Here is a 16,705-nt window from a genome sequence, read left to right as displayed (position 1 = left end):
CAATCGCCGAGCCCTGCGTTGCCGCTTACAGTAAATCAGGATCGATCGGCGGCAAATCCTTTTCCAGTTCGGCAGTCGATCCCGGCCCCTTGGCCTTGGCTATCGCCAGCGCTTCGGATGCGCGAGCCAGCATGGTGGACGACGTATCGCCAAACGCGTTTGGCGTCAGGCCGCCGGACAAGGTCACGTTCAACCCTGGCATGACACTGTCCCAGTCCAGACCGGCCACGCCGCGGGCAATGCGCGCCAGCGGAATCCCGCTTTGATCCAGCCAGGTGGTTGGCAAGATGATGGCGAACTCGTCCTCATTAATCAGACCGATGGCATCCAGCACACGCAGTTGTCGTGCGGCTTCCTGCGCCACCCCGCGCAGGATCTGCTGACCAACCGCGCTACCGTACTGCATATTAAGTTGCGGAAAACCATCCACGCTGATCACCGCAATCGAAAAGGTATGTCCGGTACGACGTGCGCGATCGAGCTCGGCATCCAGACTGGAAATCAGACCGCGACGATTCAATACGCCGGTAACGGGATCGACGATGCCGGCTTCGCCCATGATGACCAGCGCTTCTTCCAGATCCCAGACGATGTCGTCCTGCGACGCGCCATCCTGCACTTTTTTCAACAATGCTTCGAGATGACTGCTAAGCGGATCCAGATCCTGCGGCGGCTTGAAAGGCAAGGGAAACTCCGGGGGCGTCGGGCCGTGAACAATTGGCCCGCATCAACAATGATGTCTGCCATTGAATCGCATCCGTCCCGGCAAGGCAAGCCGGATGCCTAGGGCGACTGTTGCGACTTTGCCTCAAGTTGAGCGTATACAAGATGGGCAATCTCCGCCAAGGCAGGACGATCGATCCCTGCCGACAAGGCATATCCCTGATGGCCATCAATCCAGTAAAAGACATTGACCTTGCCTTCCCGGGCAAACCGGAATGCCGTATCGCTGTTTTCCTTCTGGTCCGTGGAGATATACAAGGTCAGGCGTTGACCGCTGACATCCTCATACATGAACTGCGCAACAGGACCATGCTGTCCCGGCAGCAAACGCCCGCCCACCAGCTGATAACCGGCCGCGCCCAGTTTGGGCGGATGCATCGCGACGCCCGTCCGTTTGGATAACCAGGTAACGAGTTGCGCTTCCTGATCCGCGCCGACTTCAACCGGACGACGCATGTCCGGACTGAATACCACGTGTGCGATCGCGGCCTGCTGCGCAAAGACCGGAATCGATGCGACACGTTCGCTGCCATGCAGACCATGCAAGCTCCAGCCCGCCATACCGCTGACCACGGCAATCGCGATCCCCGCAGCAACGCGCCAGTATCCGTTGCCTGACCATGCCGAACCGGGCGGCACGACCGCAGCCTGCGGCAGCAGGCGTGCCGGCATGGGCTCATCCAGCACCGGATCGAACAGCGCATGCAGCGCATCGTTCTGATGCTGCCAGGTCACTGCCTGTGCATGCATTTCCCTATCTGTCGACAAGGCTTGTTCGACGTCGCGGCGCTCTTCGGCAGGCAACTGCCTGTCGACATAGGCATGCAGCATGTCTTCCGAAATCAACGGGTCTTTCATTTGATCACCTTCAAGGCCGGCACCTGCGGCCCTCCTTCACGATAGACCTTGAGACGCTGTCGCGCACGCGACAGACGCGACATCACGGTACCGATGGGCACATTCAGCAATGCCGCGACTTCGTCGTATTGCATGTCTTCCAGCACCACCAGCAATAACACTTCACGTTGCTCGTCCGGCAGCGCACGCAAGGCACGCGCCATTTCATCGAGTGTCAGATCGGCTTGCGAAATCGCCCTGGCGTCAGGCAGCGTGTCGTCCAGGGCCTCCGTCTGCAGATGCGGACGTCGCAACTGATCGACATGGACGTTGTGCATGATGCCGAACAGCCAGGCACGCATGTCGCCATCAGAACGCCATGACGCCAGATGGCGCCACGCGCGCTCCACCGTGTCCTGCACCAGGTCATCGGCGCGTGTGCGATCCCCTGTCAGCGCGCGTGCATAACGCCGCAGGCGCGGCAAACAGGCGATCAACTGCTCGCGCGCGTCAGACATGCATGCCTCCCTCCATCAGACGTTCAGTCCTTGACGACGTGCCAGACGTCCTTGACATTGTCCCCGGTGCGATCACCCGGCTTCTTGTCCGAGATAAACAGATAAAGCGGCTTGCCCTTATAGGCAAGTTGCTTGCTGCCATCATCACGCGTGACGACCGAATAAGGCTCGGTCACCTTGTCACCGACAGCAACCGGCGGCCAGTTGGTCGCACAAGGACCATGACAAGCGCTCTTGCCATTGCCGGCGGTGTCCTTGTCGAAGGTGTACACCGTCATGCCATTGGCATCGACCAGCACGCCATCGACCTTTTTCAGCGTTTGCGCGTTCACTGCTGCCGTGCCCAGCACAAGCATGGCACACGCCATGAGGGATCGGGTTTTCATATTCACTCCTTGATTTATGCATCGTTGAGGTTCAGCACCATCATTGATCGGGCGCCGCAATGTCGTTTCAACCGACGTTCAGGTATACGCACGCGACGTGCGATCTATTCCATTGCCTATTTTTTCATCACCAAAAATCGTTGGAAACACACCCGCACAATGCACCAGAAATCATTTCAAAATATTCGAACACGTTTAACGAAAACTTAACTTAACGTCGCGCTAACGCTGATGGGGCCTAGCTCTCCGCTTTTTACGTACTATCCACAAAAAACGTACGCGCTATCCACAATGTTCATTTTTTATTTGCGACAGATTACGTGTTATCCACAACCTGAATATCTCATATTCCTATTGCGAACAGTCTTTTCTTTGTCGATAGTGACGTCGTTGAAACAGATAAACACAACGTTGCAGCCAAAAGAGCTACGAGCTTGATCGGTGGACTGCAACGGTGAAAGTGATCGACTCGAATCAGCTGTTTATTGCAACGGCGCACTGTTCACATCCACGCAGTGCTTTTTGATACTTGATAGTTTTGAGAGAGGCAAAAATGACTCAAGCAGCTAACACACCTGCTCGCTCCGACGGCTTCCGTTGGGGTCAGCTGGTCTTCGGTATCATCGCGATGGCGATGATCGCTAACTTGCAATACGGCTGGACGCTGTTCGTCGATCCGATCGCAGCAAAACACGGCTGGAGCCGTGCCGCCATTCAGGTCGCCTTCACGATTTTCGTGTTGACCGAAACCTGGCTGGTACCAATCGAAGGCTGGTTCGTCGATAAATTCGGCCCACGTCCAGTGGTTCTGGTCGGCGGTATTCTCTGCGGTCTGGGCTGGTTCATCAACTCGTTCGCTGACACGCTGGCCATGCTGTACTTTGCAGCCGTCATCAGCGGTATCGGTGCTGGTGCCGTCTACGGTACGTGCGTTGGTAATGCGCTGAAATGGTTCCCTGATCGTCGTGGTCTGGCTGCTGGCTTGACCGCTGCCGGTTTCGGCGCTGGTTCGGCAATCACCATTCTGCCTATCTCGGCAATGATCGCTAACCGCGGCTACGAAGATGCATTCCTGTACTTCGGTATTGGTCAAGGTATCGTTGTTGTCATCATCGCGCTGCTGCTGGTTCGTCCGCCTGAGCACAAGAAGTCGGAACAGGTTGCAACCGTTCAGCAAACCAAACGCGATTACAGCCCAAGCCAGGTTCTGAAAGAGCCAGTGTTCTGGATCATGTATTCGATGTTCGTGATGGTTGCTGCTGGTGGCCTGATGGCAACCGCTCAGCTGGGCTCGATCGCTCGTGACTTCAAAGTCTTCGACGTTGAAGTCAGCATGATGGGTCTGACCCTGCCTGCACTGACGTTTGCTCTGGCAATCGACCGCGTTCTGAACGGCCTGACCCGTCCATTCTTCGGCTGGGTATCGGACAAGATCGGTCGCGAACCAACCATGTTCATCGCGTTTGCGATCGAAGCTGTGGGTATCCTGGCGCTGTTCCACTACGGCCACAACCCATACGCATTCGTTATCCTGACCGGTATCGTGTTCTTCGCATGGGGTGAGATCTACTCGCTGTTCCCATCGACCTGTGCTGATACGTTCGGCTCCAAGTTTGCATCGGCTAACGCTGGTCTGCTGTACACCGCGAAAGGTACTGCTTCGTTGCTGGTTCCTCTGTCGGCTGTTCTGGCAACCGCAACCGGTGGCTGGTACTCGGTGTTCGTTCTGGCATCGATCCTGAATGCAATCGCTGCGCTGATGGCATGGTTCGTTCTGAAGCCAATGCGTGCCAAGCACATGAGCAAACCTGCTGTTGAAGCGACCAACTAATCGCTTCTCCTTGACAGGAAAATTCAAGACCGGCCTCGCGCCGGTCTTTTTTTATCTGTACTGCATGCGAATAAAAAAGCCGGCTTGCTGCCGGCTTTTTTATTTTCAGGATGGCTTATGTGGTCCGCTGCTGTAACCAGAGATGCATGGCATCCGTCACCCGATCTGGTTGTTCTATCGGCGATAGATGACCGCACTGTTCGATGATCGTCAGGCTGGCACGCGGAATCAGCGCAACCATTTCCTCATGCACTTCCACCGGCGTGAGCTTGTCTTCTCTGCCGCACAGCACCATGGTCGGACACTGAATCGCAGCCAACGAAGGTCGGCTGTCGATGCGCGCCAGAATGGCCTGCTGCTGGCGAATGAAACCATCCTTTCCCACCACGACCGCCATGTCATCCAGTAGCTCTGCCAGCGCCACATCGCCCAGATGCGCCGGATGCAACAGCTTTTCCCGCAATCCGCGCGAGACGGCAGGAAAATCCGTTTTTGCCAGTTCCATCAGCTTGTGCCTGTTTTCAGTCGCTTCCTGCGTATCCGGCCGTGCGCTTGTGTCCAGCAGCGCCAGCGACATGACGCGTTCCGGCGCCTGCCGCATGACTTCCAATGCGACGTAACCGCCCATGGACAATCCGGCCAGGGCAAACATGCCGGCCGGCACCTGTTCCAGTACATCGGCCGCCAGTTCGGCGATGGTGTTGCTGCGCGTCAGATCGGCCACCGAGACATTGGCAACCGCGCCCAGCTTCTCGGCCTGCGCTTGCCAGAGTCGCGCATCATTGAGCAACCCAGGCAACAGGATCAGGTTTGGCTTCATCAGATAGGACATGGCGGGCTCCAGTCAGGGTGACGACAAAATCGTGATTTGGATCTGCTCGGCGGTACCGCTTATGGCCTTGAGCGTGTGACACATGCGCGACGATTGCGTTCAACAAACCCCACCTCGCATCGCTTTGTGCGGCATACCGCTCTCAGCATCGTTAACTTCGGGTACGATGGATGCACCTAAAATGCAGGCCGAATGCAAGGCCCTTTTTCATGAATTATCCCGAGATCAGGCACAAGACTTTTCTGGTCCTGCTGATTGCCTTCACCATTGCCTTCCTCGTCATTCTGACGCCGTTTTACGGTGCCGTATTCTGGGCGATCGTTCTCGCCATCCTGTTTGCACCGTTCTATCGGCGCCTGTCCGCCAAAATGAACAAGCGGCCGAATACGGCCGCTGCCGTCACCCTGCTGATCTGCATTCTGCTCGTCGTGCTGCCGCTGGTCCTGATTTCTCTCTCACTGATTCGTGAGGCATCCGTGCTTTACGTCAATATCCGGTCCGGACAGATCGATATCGTCGGCTTCATCCAGCGTGCCTTTGCCGCACTGCCAGAATCGGTGGTTAACATTCTGGATCGATTTGGCATCGGCAATCTGTCCGCCCTGCAGGAAAAACTGACGACTGCTGCGGTGCAAGGCAGTGAATTCATCACGCGTCAGGCCATCAATATCGGACAGAACACCTTCAATTTCATGGTCAGCTTTGCGATCATGCTGTACATCCTGTTCTTTCTGCTGCGCGACGGCGATCGCCTGGTAGTGCAGATCAAGCAAGCCACACCGCTCAATCACGACCACAAGCGCGCCCTGTTCAACAATCTGACGACCGCCATCCGCGCCACGGTGAAAGGCAACATCATCGTGGCGTCGGTGCAAGGCGCGCTTGGTGGCATCGCTTTCTGGTTTCTCGGCGTACAAGGTGCCTTGCTGTGGGCGGTGCTGATGGCCTTTCTGTCCCTGCTGCCGGCAGTCGGCGCCGCGCTGATCTGGCTTCCGGTCGCGATCTACTTCATCCTGACCGGCTCGATCTGGGAAGGTGCCGGTCTGATCATTTACGGCGTGGTTGTCATTGGTCTTGTCGATAACATTCTGCGTCCGATTCTGGTTGGCAAGGAAACCCAGCTACCTGACTTTATCGTCCTGATCTCTACTGTCGGCGGCATGGCGTTGCTGGGCCTGAACGGTTTTGTGATCGGCCCGGTGATTGCCGCCATGTGCATCACGATGTGGGAAATGTTCTCTGCCGGCAATCAGAAACATGAAGCCGACAAACTGCATCGCCCGGACTAATCTTTCATCCCAGCGCACATTGTTCTTACTTTGTGCGCTGCGTCCGCACTCGATTACGCATGTACAAGCCCTGGCCCACTATCGCTGCCAGCAGCAGTAATGCATTCGTCAGTACAAAGATCAGGTTATCGAGCAGATAGCTGTAGATGAGAAAACCGGTCGATGCGCTGATTTGTCCCAGAAACAGCCATGGGGAAACACCCGCACAGCTGCGACTGACCCATTGTTGCCGCACTTGCATGGACAAAGTCAGCAATAGCATGAACGCCGCCAGCCAACCGATGAGATCAGCATCCATCTCCACTCCTTTCGTTTTTCTTCGAACGTCTACATCATTGCCGCAGCAAGGCATTTTTCACGATCAGACGATTGGTGCCTTACGTTGCTCGGGCAGGCGCTTATCGTGCTGTCGCTGGCGCTCCTGCTCCGGCGTCAAGGTATCTGGTGGCACCGGCACTTCCTCACCATCAATGCGGTTGTCGACGCCCGTACTGCCGTCAACATGACTACGCTCGCCGCTGGGCAAGGCAGCATCCTCCGTTGCATCTGGGTCATCCGGTTTTGTGTTCATCGCATTCTCCGCTTTTACATTGCACTGTATCCGGCGCCCTGTCCGATGCCTATCAGACATTGACCGCAAACATTGTCAGATTAAGCGTGAGACGGCTTTCTGTCGGACACCTTCTGCCGGGCAAATCTGCGACAATTCCGGCTATGACTACTCCGACTCTTCCCGCTCCTGTTGCTGACAACGATTTGCTGCATACGGCGTTCTTCAAGTTCGTACGCCTCGACGATGCCGACGCCGTGACGGCACGCCTGCGCGAACTGACCCAGGACGTATTGGGCAGTATTCTGGTTGCGGAAGAAGGTATCAACGGTGTCTTGGCAGGACCCGTTGCCGCTGTCCACGCTTTTGAACAAGCCTTGCATACCGATCCTTTGTTCGCTGGCCGTTTTGCCGATGTGACCTTCAAGCACAGTGCCTGTACCACGCCGCCCTTTGCGCGCATCAAGGTGCATCGCAAGCCGGAGATCGTGATGCTGGGTGTCGACAACGTCGATGCCATCAGCAAAAAGGGAATTGATGTCTCGCCACAAGCATGGCGCGAACTGATTGCGCAGGATGATGTGGTTGTTATCGATAACCGCAACAGCTTCGAATTCAAACTCGGCAAGTTCAAGAATGCCATCGATCCCGGGGTCGACAACTTCCGCGATTTTCCGAAGTTCATCGAAGACAACGTGCCGCTCTGGCAGAAGGAAGGCAAACGCGTTGCCATGTATTGCACGGGTGGCATCCGCTGCGAGAAAACCAGCGCATGGATGAGCGACATGGGCGTGCCGGTCTATCAGCTTGAAGGCGGCATTCTGCGGTACTTTGAAGAGATGCCGGATGCCGACAAGGACTGGGAAGGCGAATGCTTTGTATTCGACAATCGCATCGCGCTCGACACGCATCTGCAGGAAACGGCAACCACGCCGGACGACGTGTACGGCGGTGAGCCCGAATGGGAATGGCGCCTGCAACGCGCACGCCGTCTGGAAGAAGACAGCGATTGAACAAGACGTTTCGCCCACCGGACCGCAATGGCGTCGGACCGAGCAAGGTGGCACTGCCGGCCGGTACATGGCACACCGTATTTGATTTTCTGGTGCATCACTTCCCGACGATTCCTGCTGATGAATGGCAGGTCCGCATGCTGCGCGGCGAGGTGATTGATCAAGCCGGGCAGGTCGTCCGGCCGGATACGGCTTACCAGCCCAACAGTCTTCTGTTCTATTACCGTGATTTGCCGGACGAGCCGCGAATTCCGTTTGATGAAGTCGTGCTGTATCAAGATGATTATCTGGTCGTGGCCGACAAGCCGCATTTTCTTCCCGTGACACCCGCCGGCCGCTATCTGCAGGAGACCTTGCTGGTGCGTCTTAAACGCAAGCTCGGCATCGATACGCTGGCTCCGATGCACCGCATCGACAAGGACACCGCCGGGCTGGTGCTGTTTACGATCCAGCCTGCCACGCGCAATCTGTATCAGATGCTATTCCGCGAACGGTCGGTCAGCAAAGTCTACGAGGCGATTGCGCCATGGCGCGATGACCGGCACCTGCCAACGGTGTATCGGAGTCGTCTGGCAGAGAGCGATGCTTTCATGCAGATGCAGGAAGTGGCTGGCGAACCCAATGCGGAAACCAGCATCGCCCTGCTGGAGACACGTGGAGAACTGGCGCGTTATCAATTGCATCCGGTCAGCGGGCAAAAGCATCAGTTGCGTGTACACATGGCCTCGCTCGGGATGCCGATTCTCAACGACCGCATCTATCCGACCTTGCTGCCCGATGATGCGGACAATCCGGACTAAAGCAAGCCGCTGCAGCTCCTTGCCAAATCCGTCCGCTTTACCGATCCGCTCTCCGGCAAGCTGCATCAGTTTGAAAGCCTGCAGACGCTCAGCTGGTAAGTCTTCAGATTTCCATAAAAAAACCGGCGTATCAGACGCCGGTTTTTGTGAGCCATCATCAGGCTGCGTGTCGCAATTGTCGTTGCGCTTCTTCCAGACGATCCGGTGGCAGCAGATCACGGAACCAGTGCGGATGCGCTTCCTTCGATGTCCATACCGCCAGATGCAGCTGCGACAGCGAAACCGGATCAGCGAGCAGCTTGTTTTTCTGCGCGTCCGGCAAGCCGGCCGGCCCCTTGATCAAAGCCGTATGCACCATATCGTCACGAATCTTGCGTGCCCGTAACGAGCGACGTGGATGATATTTGCCGGTGGCGCACATCAAGCCATTGAACTGCGGCTCGACCACGGCCTGAATGAAGTCGGGCTGCAGCGGCGTTTCTTTCACATAGCGCACCGTCTCCGTCAGTTCGACCGGCGGCACGTCTTCTTCCGGAATCAGGAATAAACCTGCACGACGAAAACGCAAGCCATTGGATACCTTGCTTGAATAAATCGAGACCGGAATCGCAATCACCAGCGAACCAACGATCGGCAGCAGCCACGGCAGGAAAGTGGGATTCAGCCAGAACACGGCACCACCCCAGGCCAGACCCAACAGCGTATGGAAACCATGGTGACGGAAGGCTTCGCCCGGCGTGGTTTCCGTATCTTCACGCGGCGGCGATTTCCAGCGCAGCGCCCAGCCCATGAAGGCCGCAATCACAAAGTGCGTGTGAAACAGCATGCGTACCGGTGCCAGCAGCATCGAGAACAGCATCTCGATCAGCATGCTGAAAAACAGTTTGACGCGTCCGCCGAAATGCTTGGCGCCCTGAAAGCAAATCAGAAAAACGCTCAATACCTTCGGCAGGAACAACAAGGTCACCGTGGCGCTGAACAAGGCCATCGCTTTTTCCGGATGCCATTGCGGCCAGGTCGGAAACAGCTGCCAGGGCTCGGTAAAGTAGGTGGGCTCGACCAGCGTGTGTTGCGCCAGCAGACCCGTCGACAGAATCAGGAACAGGAACCATAGTGGTGCCGACAGATATGCCAGTACGCCCGTCACAAACACTGCGCGATGTACGGAGTGCATGCCGCGCGACATAAACAGACGGAAGTTCATCAGGTTGCCCTGACACCAGCGACGATCCCGCTTGAGCTCATCCAGCAGATTCGGCGGCATCTCTTCGTAACTGCCATCCAGATCGTAGGCAATCCACACCTTCCATCCGGCGCGACGCATGAGCGCCGCTTCGATAAAGTCATGCGAGAGAATTTCACCGGAGAACGTGCCCTTGCCCGGCAACAGCGCCAACCCGCAATGACGGATGAACGGTGCCATGCGGATGATGGCGTTGTGCCCCCAGTAATGCGACTCGCCGAGTTGCCAGTAGTGCAGACCGGCGGTAAACAGCGGACCATACACGCGTGTCGAGAACTGCTGAATTCGTGCATACAGGGTATCTCGGCCAGCCGCACGCGGCGCGGTCTGGATGATGCCTGCGTCGGGATTCTGTTCCATCGCCTGTACCATCTTCGTCAGGCAATCGCCACTCATCACACTGTCGGCATCCAGCACCACCATGTAACGATAGTTGTTACCCCAGCGGCGGCAAAAATCATCGATGTTGCCGCTCTTGCGACGGACACGACGCTGGCGACGACGATAGAACAGACGCCCGAAACCATCGACCGCGTTACATAGCTGCGTCCATGCGGCGACCTCGGCAGCGCAGGTGTCGCTGCCATTGGTATCGCTCAGCACATAGAAATCGAAACGATCGAGTTGCCCGGTGCGGGCCACCGACTCGTAAGTCGCGCGCAAACCTGCAAACACACGCGTCACATCTTCATTGCAGATCGGCATCACGATCGCCGTGCGTGCCCCTGCATCGATTGGTGCCCCCGTCTTAACATTGCGCGTAATCAGGAACGGGTCCTTGCCGCGTGCCAGCAAAAGAAAGCCCGTCATCGCCGTCCAGAAACCGGCTGACACCCAGCAGAACAGCAGCGCAAACAGCGCCAGAATCGCCATCTCCAACGGTTCGCTACCCTGATAGGGCAGCACGCGACTCATGTAATAGGTCGCCATCGCGGTCTGGCCCAGCATCAGCAACAACAGGACGATGCGGCGCGAACCGCCGGTATCCTTACTGGCCACTGGCACATCGGCATCCGGCGCGGCTTCGGCCTCTTCTGCTGCCGCTTCTTCACGGTGGAATCGGGATTGCCACCAGCGCACCAGCGGATTCAGGGCACCCCATGGATGCGGCACCATGGAAGCTCGATTGATCGGCGGTGCGACATACAGCGATGCGGCTTGTGCGGCATCTGGCACGACTGTGCCGGTTTCGTCGCACCAGGTCGCATCCTGATCCACCGCCAGTTGCGCACGCGCACGAATCGATGCCTGCGCCGCATGATCAGGTGATGCTTCGTGACCGGCCAAAATGGCATGCAGGGCGATCATTGTCTCGTGGTCCGAGCTGCTGGCATTGATGCGCGCCAGCAATTGCGATTCGATCTGCTTACGCGCTGCCGCGGGTAACTTCAGCAGATCGAGATACTGCAGACAGGACGAAGGTAGGCGGCTTGTCGTCATCAGTCCGCCGGCAAAATGTAGCTCCACGTTTCAGACAACGTGGCATTATCGTTTTGCAGGAAGCCACGCAGCTCAACCGGCTTGCTGTCATCCGTCCGTTTGACGCGAACCGACGCACGCCAGCCACCGGTCTTCGGATTTGGATAGGCATGCGACTCCACGATCTGACCATTGGCATCAGCGGAAACACGGAAACCGACCTTGGCATTCTTGTTCAGCTGCTTGAAGGCAGGGCCTTCAAAATCGATGAACAGGCCAATTGTCGAATCGGGCTTGCGGATATAGCCATGCCCGCGCCGGGTCTGCACAACCCACGACAGAGGCGGGCGTTGCTGGGCTTCCTTGCCCCAAGACATCTTGTAATCGAAATTGATCGGTGCGCCCGGCTTCGGTAGCTGATCCGGCACCCAGAAGGCAACGATATTGTCGTTGAACTCATCCGGCGTCGGAATCTGGATCAGCTCTACCCGTCCCGAACCCCACTTGCCCACCGGCTCGATCCAGGCACTTGGGCGCGCTTCGTAACGCGCTTCCAGATCTTCGTAGCTGGTGAATTTTTCATCACGCTGCATCAGACCGAATCCGGTCGGATTGCTCAGTGCATACGAGGTCACCAGCAAGCGTTTTGGATTGACCAATGGCCGCCAGATCCATTCGCCCGTACCGGAGGCAATCGACAAGCCGTCGGAATCATGGACTTCCGGACGAAAATCCTCGACCACCGGACGCTGATTTTCGCCGAAGAAATACATGCTGGTCAGTGGCGCAATACCCAGCTTGGTCACGTTTTCGCGCAGATACAGTTGCGACTTCACTTCCGTTACGGTCGGATCGCCGGGCTTGATGGTGTAACGATACGCGCCGGTCACGCGTTTGGAATCGAGTAGCGCATACACCACGATTTGCTTGCTGCGCGCGGTAGGGCGTTCGATCCAGAACTCGGTGAACCGTGGAAACTCTTCACCGGAATTGAGCGCAGTATCGACCGCCAGACCACGTGCCGACAACCCATAGACCTGATCCTTGCCAACACCACGCAGATAGCTGGCACCAAGGAACACCACCACTTCGTCCTTGTACTTCGGCGTGTTGATCGGGTAATGCACGCGGAAGCCGGCAAAACCCAGACCGCGCAGTTCATTCGAGGTGACTTTGTTGTCGCCATAATCAAAAGCACGCGGATCGAAAGGAATCACGCGCGCACGATTGGCAACGATCTCGTTGATCTTGACCTGATGCTGATACTGACGGCCCTGATGAAAGAAACTCAGTTCGAATGGCAGGCCTTGCGCGCGCCAGTAGGATTTATCGAGGTTGTAGCGAATATCGCGATACTGGTCATAATCCAGATTGACCAATCCCTTGGGGAGTTTCGGTTTCTGTTCCTTGAATGCAGTCGTCGAGAGCTGCTTGGCTTTTTTGGCGACATCGTCGAAGTCGAATGCCAGTGCGTGTGTTGAGGGAATCAGCGCCAGCATCAGAACGAGCAGGCGGTGCGGGACGGCTGACGGCAATGAGAAACTTCTGAACATGTTTTCCAATCCAAACTTCACGCATGAAACGGGTCACACCCGACCATGCGGCGACACACGCTCCTGACGGAGGGTGCCTGATTCCAGAAACGGCAGCGGGGGACAATGCAGAACATGACCAGCACGGATACATGTGCCACCCGCTATCGACTGCAAGATCCTGCAATGCAGACGGCTATGCGGCACAAACAGCGGCCGCGCCATTCCTTTGACTATTCTTCTGGCTTTGCGCGCGACCCAGACGGCAGTGTCCTTCGACATGCTATTCGTCTGATTGGTTCCGCAACAACCCCATACTGCGCAGGGACAATGCCTGTCGCGCGCCACAGCATGCCGAAAGCCCAGTATTGTAGTGAAAAATGAAACTCTTCTCTAAGAGACATCGAACTCGAGCAAGTTCCATTCCCGCATCCTACGGCAGTCGGCCCTCCGAGAATGCGCGATTTCGCACAGACCGGCGGAAGTCGTCATGCCAGACTGTGTCGTCATGGCGGCCCATCGGCTGTAGAGTGGAGGCTCAGGATTTGATCTGCTGGAGCATGCGCATATGACCAATCAGAAATGGCCGGAGCAAATCTGGCTGGTACGACATGGCCAGAGTGCGGGCAATGTCGCCCGTGAAGTTGCCGAAGCCGGCGGCTTTGCCATTATCGATATCGCCGAACGCGATATTGACGTCCCGCTTTCCGAACTGGGCGAACAACAGGCCGCAGCACTCGGGCACTGGTTCAACAATCTGGCGCCAGAGCACAAGCCCACTGTCGTGCTGTCCTCGCCTTACCTGCGTGCGCGTCATACTGCCCAACTGATTCTGGAAGGCATTGGTGACCGTCACCCGCCCCACACTTTCATCAACGATGAGCGCCTGCGTGAAAAGGAATTCGGCATCCTCGACCGGCTGACGCAATTCGGCATCGCCAAACATCATCCGCAACTGTATGAGCAGCGCGAACATGTCGGCAAGTTCTACTTCCGCCCGCCCGGTGGCGAGAGCTGGTGCGATGTGATTCTGCGGCTGCGCAATGTGATCGATACCATCACGCGTGATTATCCTGGCGAACGTGTGCTGATTGTGGCGCATCAGGTGATCGTGCAGTGCTTTCGCTATCTGCTCGAGCATATGGATGAAAAGAAGATTCTGGGAATCGACAAGGCCAGCGATGTCCCCAACTGTTCGGTGACCAGTTATCGCTTCAATCCCAACATCGGCAAGTTTGGTCAGCTGGAATTGCGGGCTGCCAACTTCGTCGCCCCGCTGCTGGAAGCCGGCGCAGCCATCACTGATGCTCCCGACAAGACCGGCGCACCCAAACCCTGACCATGTCTGCCAACCTGCCCCTTATCCAGGTACTCGACACCAAGCTGTTGCAGGCGTGGCCACTGCCTGTGCCATCGCCGGATGGCGACAAGGAAGATCGCGGACACGTACTGATCATCGGCGGTTCGCACCAGATGCCGGGCGCTGTCATTCTGGCCGCCACTGCAGCCTTGCGTGCCGGTGCCGGCAAGCTGACTGTTGCCACCGGACAGAGCGTGGCGCAGTTGATTGCGTCGGCACTGCCGGAATCGCGTGTCATTGGCTTGCCTGAAACCGAAGCGGGTGGCATTCCTCCGCATTGCGTGGACGCCCTGCAACCGCTTGCCAAACGCAATATCGATGCCATTCTGGTCGGGCCCGGCATGCAGGATGAAGCGGCCATCGCAACGTTCGTCCGCGCGCTGATGCCGGTCTTCCCCGAAGCGAAGATTGTGCTGGATGCCTGCGCCATGAGTGTTGTACGCGGCAGCCAGTCGTATCAGGAAGACGCTGAAAATACAGGACCGACGCGCCTGATTCTGACGCCACATGCCGGCGAGATGGCGCGTCTGCTGGGAGAAGACAAAACCGCGATCCGCTCGGCCCCCCATACGGCAGCACGTGATGCGGCGAAAAACTGGAATGCCGTCGTCGCGCTCAAAGGCGCCATGACCTGCATTGCCTCACCCAATGGCCAGTTGTGGCAGCACGATGGCGACAACATCGGCCTGGCCAGTTCGGGTTCCGGCGATGTGCTGGCTGGCGTCATTGCCGGACTCGCAGCGCGCGGTGCCGGCGTGGAACAGGCCACCGCATGGGGAGTAATGCTGCATGCGCGTGCCGGTCAGCAACTGGCCGAACGTATTGGTCCGCTGGGTTTTCTGGCACGTGAAATCGCTGACGATATTCCGGCCGCCTTGCGCTGGTTTGAACAAGCGCCGTCAACATGACACGCAACGAGCCCACTGTCCTTTGCATGTCACGCTTGCCACACGCCGTATCCGGCCTCACGCAATGCAATGGCAAGCTCGACCTCCATCTCGCAGGCAGCCGCATACGGCATCGGGTTGTACACCTCGTATAGTTCGGGGAGCAAATGCGTACCGTATGTGAAGACAAAGCGATTGGACTGGATACCGGCCTTGTGTTTGTCGAAACGCAGATCCGGGTCGAGACCCGTCATGCCGACATAGACGCAAGGTCTGCCCGGCACATAATCCGGATTCGCCTTGCGAAACCGTGCCTCGTCCAGCACAAGCGGCGACAGGGCAACGACATAGACGTGATGATGGTGACGACGCGACATACAGAACGGATGATAATGAAACACCCACGCAGTCTTCAACTGCCAACCGGAAAAGAACAAGATGAATAACCAACCCAACAACAATGCGCAGGACATCATGCCGGACGGATCAGACGATTCTCTGCCAAAGAAAGCCTGGCTGCTGACACGAGACGCGGTGATGGCGTGGTTTGGCGATTTTGCGCCCAGCATGGGAGCGGCACTGGCCTACTACACGATCTTCTCACTGGCACCGATGCTGGTCATTGTGATCGCAATTGCCGGCTTCTTTTTCGGACAGGAAGCCGCACAAGGCGAGATTGTCATGCAGCTGCGTGACATCGTGGGCCCCACCGCTGCAGCCGCAGTGGAAGGTTTATTGAAATCCGCCAGCGAGCCCGGACAGGGCATCATCGCCGCCACACTCGGCATCGCGACACTGGTGATTGGTGCAACCGCGGTCTTCGCTGAACTGCAAAGCGCACTCGACCGTATCTGGAAAATCCCGCCTGACAACAAGGGCGGCGTGGTCGGCCTGCTGCGCAAGCGCCTGCTGTCGTTCGGCATGGTGATGGGACTGGGCTTCATGCTGCTGATTTCTCTCGTACTCAGTGCGGTACTCGCTGCGCTCGGCAAATGGTGGAGCAGCATGCTGGGCGGCTGGACCATCGTGCTGGAAGGCCTGAACGTCACGGTTTCATTCGCCATCGTGACCGGTCTGTTCGCGATGATCTACAAGTTCATGCCGCGTGCGTCGATTCCGTGGCGCGATGTCTGGGTCGGTGCCATCGTCACCGCACTGCTGTTCACGATCGGCAAGTTCATCATCGGCCTGTATCTGGGCAAGGCATCGATTGCCTCGAGCTTCGGCGCCGCCGGTTCGCTGGTTGTATTGCTGGCTTGGGTCTACTACTCGGCGCAGATTTTTTTGCTTGGTGCCGAATTCACACGCGTGTTTGCCTTGCGCTATGGCTCGCTTGCGCGCATCAAGAAGGAACTGGCGGAATCACCACCCGTTCTGTGATGACCGGTCACCCTCCGCTTCGGTTATTCTTTGCATCTTGTTTTTCCACAGATTGCATTGAATCGCCTGCACACCATATAGCTTGAATACCTTAACCGCCGATCC

At 57.2% G+C, this 16,705-nt stretch carries 16 protein-coding genes and 1 pseudogene; 7 read left to right on the top strand and 10 right to left on the bottom strand.

Translation table 11 applies throughout. The annotated features are described in order from the left end of the window. Positions 1-25 precede the first annotated feature (25 nt). From IEV29_RS15270 to IEV29_RS15255, 4 genes are all read right to left on the bottom strand, one after another. Positions 26-685 carry a GGDEF domain-containing protein gene (locus IEV29_RS15270; RefSeq protein ID WP_229726441.1) on the bottom strand — a complete coding sequence of 220 codons (660 nt, stop codon included), beginning with the start codon at positions 683-685 and terminating at the stop codon, positions 26-28. Positions 686-783: 98 nt separating this feature from the next. Next, positions 784-1,581: an anti-sigma factor family protein gene (locus tag IEV29_RS15265; protein WP_188382198.1), complete on the bottom strand. Its 798-nt coding sequence runs from the start codon at positions 1,579-1,581 to the stop codon at positions 784-786. Then, positions 1,578-2,078 carry an RNA polymerase sigma factor gene (locus IEV29_RS15260; RefSeq protein ID WP_188382197.1) on the bottom strand — a complete coding sequence of 167 codons (501 nt, stop codon included), beginning with the start codon at positions 2,076-2,078 and terminating at the stop codon, positions 1,578-1,580. The genes IEV29_RS15265 and IEV29_RS15260 overlap by 4 nt, the downstream gene beginning before the upstream one ends. Before the next feature lie 23 nt (positions 2,079-2,101). Further along, the gene (locus IEV29_RS15255) at positions 2,102-2,464 is read right to left on the bottom strand and encodes a COG4315 family predicted lipoprotein (RefSeq protein WP_188382196.1); all 363 of its coding nucleotides are present in this window, start codon (positions 2,462-2,464) and stop codon (positions 2,102-2,104) included. 553 nt (positions 2,465-3,017) lie between these two features. Between IEV29_RS15255 and oxlT the strand changes: the two genes are divergently transcribed. After that, the gene (gene oxlT / locus IEV29_RS15250) at positions 3,018-4,295 is read left to right on the top strand and encodes an oxalate/formate MFS antiporter (RefSeq protein WP_188382195.1); all 1,278 of its coding nucleotides are present in this window, start codon (positions 3,018-3,020) and stop codon (positions 4,293-4,295) included. A 115-nt stretch (positions 4,296-4,410) separates the two neighbouring features. On the opposite strand, the gene IEV29_RS15245 is transcribed toward oxlT, so the two are convergent. Further along, positions 4,411-5,127: an alpha/beta fold hydrolase gene (locus tag IEV29_RS15245; protein WP_229726440.1), complete on the bottom strand. Its 717-nt coding sequence runs from the start codon at positions 5,125-5,127 to the stop codon at positions 4,411-4,413. 209 nt (positions 5,128-5,336) lie between these two features. Here IEV29_RS15245 and IEV29_RS15240 point away from each other — a divergent pair, with 209 nt between their 5' ends. Beyond that, on the top strand, positions 5,337-6,416 hold the full coding sequence (locus tag IEV29_RS15240) for an AI-2E family transporter (protein ID WP_188382194.1): 1,080 nt from the start codon (positions 5,337-5,339) through the stop codon (positions 6,414-6,416). A gap of 25 nt (positions 6,417-6,441) precedes the next feature. On the opposite strand, the gene IEV29_RS15235 is transcribed toward IEV29_RS15240, so the two are convergent. Continuing rightward, complete coding sequence (locus IEV29_RS15235) at positions 6,442-6,714, bottom strand: hypothetical protein (protein WP_188382193.1); 273 nt, start codon at positions 6,712-6,714, stop codon at positions 6,442-6,444. A gap of 63 nt (positions 6,715-6,777) precedes the next feature. Next, entirely contained in the window at positions 6,778-6,987 is a 210-nt protein-coding gene (locus IEV29_RS15230) for a hypothetical protein (protein WP_188382192.1), read from the bottom strand. Positions 6,988-7,130: 143 nt separating this feature from the next. Here IEV29_RS15230 and trhO point away from each other — a divergent pair, with 143 nt between their 5' ends. Continuing rightward, positions 7,131-7,979, top strand: coding sequence for an oxygen-dependent tRNA uridine(34) hydroxylase TrhO (gene trhO / locus IEV29_RS15225; protein WP_188382191.1), 849 nt, complete (start codon positions 7,131-7,133; stop codon positions 7,977-7,979). Beyond that, positions 7,934-8,878: pseudogene (locus tag IEV29_RS15220) on the top strand (pseudouridine synthase). Before trhO ends, IEV29_RS15220 begins: the two are co-directional and overlap by 46 nt. Positions 8,879-8,936: 58 nt before the next feature. Here IEV29_RS15220 and mdoH read toward each other — a convergent pair. Together mdoH and IEV29_RS15210 are read right to left on the bottom strand one after the other, a co-directional pair. After that, positions 8,937-11,462 carry a glucans biosynthesis glucosyltransferase MdoH gene (gene mdoH, locus IEV29_RS15215; protein WP_188382190.1) on the bottom strand — a complete coding sequence of 842 codons (2,526 nt, stop codon included), beginning with the start codon at positions 11,460-11,462 and terminating at the stop codon, positions 8,937-8,939. After that, positions 11,462-12,994: a glucan biosynthesis protein G gene (locus IEV29_RS15210; protein ID WP_188382189.1), complete on the bottom strand. Its 1,533-nt coding sequence runs from the start codon at positions 12,992-12,994 to the stop codon at positions 11,462-11,464. Before IEV29_RS15210 ends, mdoH begins: the two co-directional genes overlap by 1 nt. Positions 12,995-13,541: 547 nt before the next feature. Between IEV29_RS15210 and IEV29_RS15205 the strand changes: the two genes are divergently transcribed. Both IEV29_RS15205 and IEV29_RS15200 read left to right on the top strand, forming a co-directional pair. Then, positions 13,542-14,312, top strand: coding sequence for a histidine phosphatase family protein (locus tag IEV29_RS15205; RefSeq protein ID WP_188382188.1), 771 nt, complete (start codon positions 13,542-13,544; stop codon positions 14,310-14,312). A gap of 2 nt (positions 14,313-14,314) precedes the next feature. Continuing rightward, positions 14,315-15,241 carry an NAD(P)H-hydrate dehydratase gene (locus IEV29_RS15200; protein WP_188382187.1) on the top strand — a complete coding sequence of 309 codons (927 nt, stop codon included), beginning with the start codon at positions 14,315-14,317 and terminating at the stop codon, positions 15,239-15,241. Between the two features lie 29 nt (positions 15,242-15,270). Here the strand turns inward: IEV29_RS15200 and IEV29_RS15195 are convergent, their stop codons facing one another. Further along, entirely contained in the window at positions 15,271-15,597 is a 327-nt protein-coding gene (locus IEV29_RS15195) for a hypothetical protein (protein WP_188382186.1), read from the bottom strand. Positions 15,598-15,658: 61 nt separating this feature from the next. Here IEV29_RS15195 and IEV29_RS15190 point away from each other — a divergent pair, with 61 nt between their 5' ends. Next, complete coding sequence (locus IEV29_RS15190) at positions 15,659-16,600, top strand: YihY/virulence factor BrkB family protein (protein WP_308632736.1); 942 nt, start codon at positions 15,659-15,661, stop codon at positions 16,598-16,600. The last annotated feature ends 105 nt before the right edge of the window (positions 16,601-16,705 follow it).

This window comes from Oxalicibacterium faecigallinarum, from assembly GCF_014635705.1.
Taxonomy (GTDB): Bacteria; Pseudomonadota; Gammaproteobacteria; order Burkholderiales; family Burkholderiaceae_D; genus Oxalicibacterium; species Oxalicibacterium faecigallinarum.
The sequence above is the reverse complement of the archived record's forward strand: the minus strand, read 5'-3'. Positions and strand labels throughout refer to the sequence as shown.

Bases quoted from the DNA above. Each gene is read 5' to 3' on its own strand.
- IEV29_RS15265 (WP_188382198.1), bottom strand. From the start codon at position 1,581: ATGAAAGACCCGTTGATTTCGGAAGACATGCTGCATGCCTATGTCGAC.
- IEV29_RS15260 (WP_188382197.1), bottom strand. From the start codon at position 2,078: ATGTCTGACGCGCGCGAGCAGTTGATCGCCTGTTTGCCGCGCCTGCGG.
- IEV29_RS15255 (WP_188382196.1), bottom strand. From the start codon at position 2,464: ATGAAAACCCGATCCCTCATGGCGTGTGCCATGCTTGTGCTGGGCACG.
- oxlT (WP_188382195.1), top strand. From the start codon at position 3,018: ATGACTCAAGCAGCTAACACACCTGCTCGCTCCGACGGCTTCCGTTGG.
- IEV29_RS15245 (WP_229726440.1), bottom strand. From the start codon at position 5,127: ATGTCCTATCTGATGAAGCCAAACCTGATCCTGTTGCCTGGGTTGCTC.
- IEV29_RS15240 (WP_188382194.1), top strand. From the start codon at position 5,337: ATGAATTATCCCGAGATCAGGCACAAGACTTTTCTGGTCCTGCTGATT.
- IEV29_RS15235 (WP_188382193.1), bottom strand. From the start codon at position 6,714: ATGGATGCTGATCTCATCGGTTGGCTGGCGGCGTTCATGCTATTGCTG.
- IEV29_RS15230 (WP_188382192.1), bottom strand. From the start codon at position 6,987: ATGAACACAAAACCGGATGACCCAGATGCAACGGAGGATGCTGCCTTG.
- trhO (WP_188382191.1), top strand. From the start codon at position 7,131: ATGACTACTCCGACTCTTCCCGCTCCTGTTGCTGACAACGATTTGCTG.
- mdoH (WP_188382190.1), bottom strand. From the start codon at position 11,462: ATGACGACAAGCCGCCTACCTTCGTCCTGTCTGCAGTATCTCGATCTG.
- IEV29_RS15210 (WP_188382189.1), bottom strand. From the start codon at position 12,994: ATGTTCAGAAGTTTCTCATTGCCGTCAGCCGTCCCGCACCGCCTGCTC.
- IEV29_RS15205 (WP_188382188.1), top strand. From the start codon at position 13,542: ATGACCAATCAGAAATGGCCGGAGCAAATCTGGCTGGTACGACATGGC.
- IEV29_RS15200 (WP_188382187.1), top strand. From the start codon at position 14,315: ATGTCTGCCAACCTGCCCCTTATCCAGGTACTCGACACCAAGCTGTTG.
- IEV29_RS15195 (WP_188382186.1), bottom strand. From the start codon at position 15,597: ATGTCGCGTCGTCACCATCATCACGTCTATGTCGTTGCCCTGTCGCCG.
- IEV29_RS15190 (WP_308632736.1), top strand. From the start codon at position 15,659: ATGAATAACCAACCCAACAACAATGCGCAGGACATCATGCCGGACGGA.